3 protein-coding genes and 2 pseudogenes are annotated in these 4,087 nt (G+C 48.3%); 3 read left to right on the forward strand and 2 right to left on the reverse strand.

All coding sequences use genetic code 11. The features are described 5' to 3' along the window. Positions 1–78: 78 nt before the first annotated feature. Positions 79–1,209, reverse strand: a complete 1,131-nt coding sequence (tgt, locus tag AC4E7D_RS12430; RefSeq protein WP_490174110.1) for a tRNA guanosine(34) transglycosylase Tgt — start codon at positions 1,207–1,209, stop codon at positions 79–81. A gap of 160 nt (positions 1,210–1,369) precedes the next feature. Here tgt and AC4E7D_RS12435 point away from each other — a divergent pair, with 160 nt between their 5' ends. The 3 genes and pseudogenes from AC4E7D_RS12435 to AC4E7D_RS12445 all read left to right on the forward strand — a co-directional run bounded on the left by AC4E7D_RS12435 (position 1,370) and on the right by AC4E7D_RS12445 (position 3,840). Next, a complete protein-coding gene (locus AC4E7D_RS12435) occupies positions 1,370–2,215 on the forward strand; it encodes a transketolase (RefSeq protein ID WP_490174111.1) in 846 nt (281 codons plus the stop codon). An 18-nt stretch (positions 2,216–2,233) separates the two neighbouring features. Next, positions 2,234–3,190: pseudogene (locus AC4E7D_RS12440) on the forward strand (transketolase family protein). A 47-nt stretch (positions 3,191–3,237) separates the two neighbouring features. After that, the gene (locus AC4E7D_RS12445) at positions 3,238–3,840 is read left to right on the forward strand and encodes a porin family protein (protein WP_490174112.1); all 603 of its coding nucleotides are present in this window, start codon (positions 3,238–3,240) and stop codon (positions 3,838–3,840) included. A gap of 60 nt (positions 3,841–3,900) precedes the next feature. Here the strand turns inward: AC4E7D_RS12445 and AC4E7D_RS12450 are convergent. After that, positions 3,901–4,087, reverse strand: a pseudogene (locus AC4E7D_RS12450) (hypothetical protein); the annotation flags it as partial.

The raw sequence follows: 4,087 nt of genomic DNA on the forward strand, positions 1-4,087 counted from the left end.
TGGGAATGAAAAGCAGCAGCATCATTCCGAAGGTCGCCAGGTAACGTTTTAATATGTACCGATCCAGTATGCCCACGCCTACAAACGTTTATCCATGTTTTTTACCATTTTTGCCTTCCAGTCTGCAAAATCGCCCGCCAGGATACGGCGGCGTGCTTCCCTCACCAACCAAAGATAAAAACCGAGGTTGTGAATTGTGGCAATCTGCTTACCGAGGTATTCATTGGCAGCGAACAAATGCCTCAGGTAGGCTTTGGTATACTCCCTGTCCACAAAGGTAGTACCCTGGGGGTCTATGGGCGAAAAATCATCCTCCCACTTTTTGTTCTTAATGTTGATGGTGCCTTCAGCGGTAAATAACATGCCGTTGCGCGCATTACGCGTAGGCATTACACAGTCAAACATGTCCACCCCTAGTGCTATGTTTTCCAATATATTGATAGGAGTACCTACACCCATGAGGTAGCGGGGTTTATCTTCAGGCAGCACATCACAAACGATCTCGCTCATGGCGTACATCTCTTCTGCCGGTTCGCCGACAGACAGGCCTCCAATGGCATTGCCCGGAGCATCCACCCCGGCGATATACTCTGCCGATTGTTTCCGCAAATCCTTATAGACCGAACCCTGTACAATGGGAAAAAAGGCCTGCTGGTGCCCATAGGGTAAGGGGAGTTTCTTCAAATGGGTCATACAACGGTCCAGCCACCTGTGGGTAAGGTGCATGGAACGTTTCGCATAGTCATAGTCACAAGGGTAGGGAGTGCACTCATCGAAAGCCATAATAATATCTGCCCCGATCTCCCTCTGGATCTCCATTACATTTTCTGGTGTGAACATGTGGAGGGAACCATCGATATGCGATTTGAATTTTACCCCTTCTTCACGGATCTTCCTGCTGGCCGAAAGCGAGTAGACCTGGTAGCCACCGCTATCGGTAAGGATATTACGGTCCCACCCCATAAACTTATGTAAGCCCCCGGCAGCTTTGAGTATCCCCGTACCGGGCCTAAGGTACAGATGATAGGTGTTTCCCAAAATCACATCCGGATCTATTTCTTCCCGCAGTTCTTTCTGGTGTACCCCCTTGACGGAGGCCACAGTGCCCACGGGCATAAAGATTGGAGTGTGAATAGGCCCGTGGTCGGTGACAAGCGTCCCCGCCCGTGCCTTGCTTTTGGGATCGGTATGTGATAATGTAAATTTCAATTCCCGAATTCAGAGAGCAAAGATAGTCAACCTCAAGAAAGGACTCCCTTAAGGAATCAATAAAGTTTTGGGTCGGTTTTTGGTTGATAAATACTAATAACTCCTGTTGTAGAAGCCAACCTAAGGGCTTACTTTTGGCGACAATAAATATCAAAATTACATGCCGGAAACAGACCAATTGCAAGACCTCGTAACCCAAGTGCGCAGGGATATTGTAAGGATGGTTCACAAGGTTAATTCAGGACACCCCGGGGGCTCTTTGGGATGTGCTGAATTTTTTGTTGCCCTTTATCAGGAAATCCTGGATTTAAAACCTGGATTTGATATGGACGGGATTGGAGAAGATCTCTTTTTTCTTTCCAATGGCCATATCTCCCCCGTGTATTACAGTGTCCTGGCCCGCAGCGGGTACTTCCCCGTTGAAGAACTGAACACTTTCAGACTGATCAACTCGCGCCTGCAGGGGCATCCCACTACCCATGAAGGCTTGCCTGGTGTAAGGATTGCATCGGGTTCCCTCGGACAGGGGATGTCTGTGGCTGTTGGGGCCGCCCTTGCAAAAAAATTGAACAAGGAAAAGCACCTCGTCTACAGTTTGCACGGTGACGGGGAACTACAGGAAGGACAGAATTGGGAAGCCATGATGTTTGCCGCTGCAAAGAAGGTAGACAACCTGATCGCCACAGTAGACCGGAACGGACAACAGATAGATGGCCCAACCAGTGAAGTGATGCCCCTTGGAGATCTAAAACTGAAATTTGAAGCCTTTGGCTGGGAGGTTTTAGAGATTAAGGAGGGAAATTCCCTGCAAGCCATCATAGGTGGTATGAAGGAAGCCAAAAAACGCACAGGAAAGGGCAAACCTGTTTGTGTTCTTCTGGAAACCGTTATGGGCCACGGAGTAGACTTTATGATGCATACCCATGCCTGGCATGGAAAGGCCCCGAACGATGAGCAACTGGAAATTGCACTGCAGCAAAACCCGGAAACCATTGGCGATTACTAATTAAGGAATTCAGTTTTGATGAAAAAATATACAGATCAGGGGAAAAAGGATACACGCAGCGGTTTCGGAGCGGGTCTAACCTAATTAGGCCGTAACAACGACAAGGTGGTAGCCCTCTGTGCTGACCTTGTGGGTTCACTGAAAATGGACACCTTTATGAAGGAACATCCCGACCGTTTCTTTCAGGTAGGTATAGCGGAAGCCAATATGATGGGAATAGCGGCAGGTCTAACCATAGGCGGCTATATCCCATTTACGGGTACATTCGCCAATTTTTCAACCGGACGGGTATACGACCAGGTACGGCAGTCCATTGCCTATTCCCACAAAAACGTAAAAATATGCGCATCACATGCCGGCCTTACACTGGGCGAGGACGGGGCTACCCACCAGATCCTGGAAGACATCGGACTTATGAAGATGCTTCCCGGCATGACGGTCATCAATACCTGCGATTTCAATCAGACCAAAGCTGCTACGCTTGCGATTGCAGAACACCATGGCCCGGTGTACCTCAGGTTTGGCAGGCCTAAGGTTCCGAATTTTACCCCTGAAGAACAAACATTTGAAATTGGCAAAGCCCTAAGGCTGCAGGAAGGTACAGACGTTACCATCGCCGCTACCGGACATCTCGTCTGGGAGGCGCTGATTGCGGCCGAAAACCTCTACGATCAGGGTATCTCTGCAGAGGTGATTAATATACACACCATTAAACCCCTGGATGAGGCAGCGCTGCTACAGTCTGTAAAGAAAACAGGCTGTATTGTTTCAGCAGAAGAACACAATTTCCTCGGTGGCCTCGGGGAGAGCATTGCCAGAACATTAACTGCTCAACATCCTGTACCACAGGAATTTGTCGCCACCCAGGATACTTTTGGAGAAAGTGGTACCCCTGCTCAGTTAATGGAAAAATACGGACTGAACAATAAAGCCATTGAAGGTGCCGTTCTAAGGGTGTTAAAAAGAAAGGCGTAAATCAGGCACATTTGTTGTTGTCTTTTACCCATTAAAAAGAACATCTTATGAAAAAAACGCTTCTAGTGGCAGCCTTTGCCCTTTTGGGAACGGCTGCCTTTGCACAAAAAGGCCCCGGATTTGGTATCAAAGCCGGATTGAATTACAACGCAAACGGTGATTACATCGAAGCCGCGCAATCTGCGGCAGAAAATCCGGATCGGAATGTGGGCTACCATATTGGATTTTACGGAAAATTGGGAAACCAGATTTACCTAAGGCCGGAAGTCATCTTTACCAAGACCAAATCGGATTACAACGGGGATGATTTTGACATGAGCAAACTGGATATCCCTGTTCTGGTTGGCACCAAAGTAATTGGCCCCCTTCATGCCTTTGCAGGGCCTGCTTTCCAATATATCCTCAACACTAAATTTGATGGGATTACCATTGACGACGTGGAAAACGACTTCACGGTTGGATTGCATTTGGGTGTAGGTGTGAATCTGGGTAATATCGGAGTTGACCTCAGATACGAACGCGGTTTTAGTGAAAATGAAGCACGCTTTATCAACACCAACATTACCTCGGTTGACGACAGTCGCCTGGACACCCGTCCTGATCAACTGATACTGAGTTTGTCGATAAACCTGAACCGAAACAACAACTAATAAAAATCCCCTGCCAAAAAGTAGGGGATTTTTCTTTCTATTAAATGGCCGGTCCGTTCATCAGGAACTATCGCGGTCCAGGTAATCCGGGGTCCCATCTCCGTCAGAATCCGGGAAACTAATATTGCCCTGGGCATCAATAATGATTTCATCCCGGGTAGGTGTCCCGTCCTGATCGTCATCCGGATCTACATGGTTGGCCAGGGAAAGCGCCCCTGTTGCGCGTTCCTGTTCGGCGTCCGTATTA

This window comes from Lentiprolixibacter sp. (genome assembly GCF_982873095.1).

What these genes read in the sequence shown, in the direction of transcription:
- AC4E7D_RS12435 (WP_490174111.1), top strand. Translation starts at nt 1,370, where the DNA reads ATGCCGGAAACAGACCAATTGCAAGACCTCGTAACCCAAGTGCGCAGG.
- AC4E7D_RS12445 (WP_490174112.1), top strand. Translation starts at nt 3,238, where the DNA reads ATGAAAAAAACGCTTCTAGTGGCAGCCTTTGCCCTTTTGGGAACGGCT.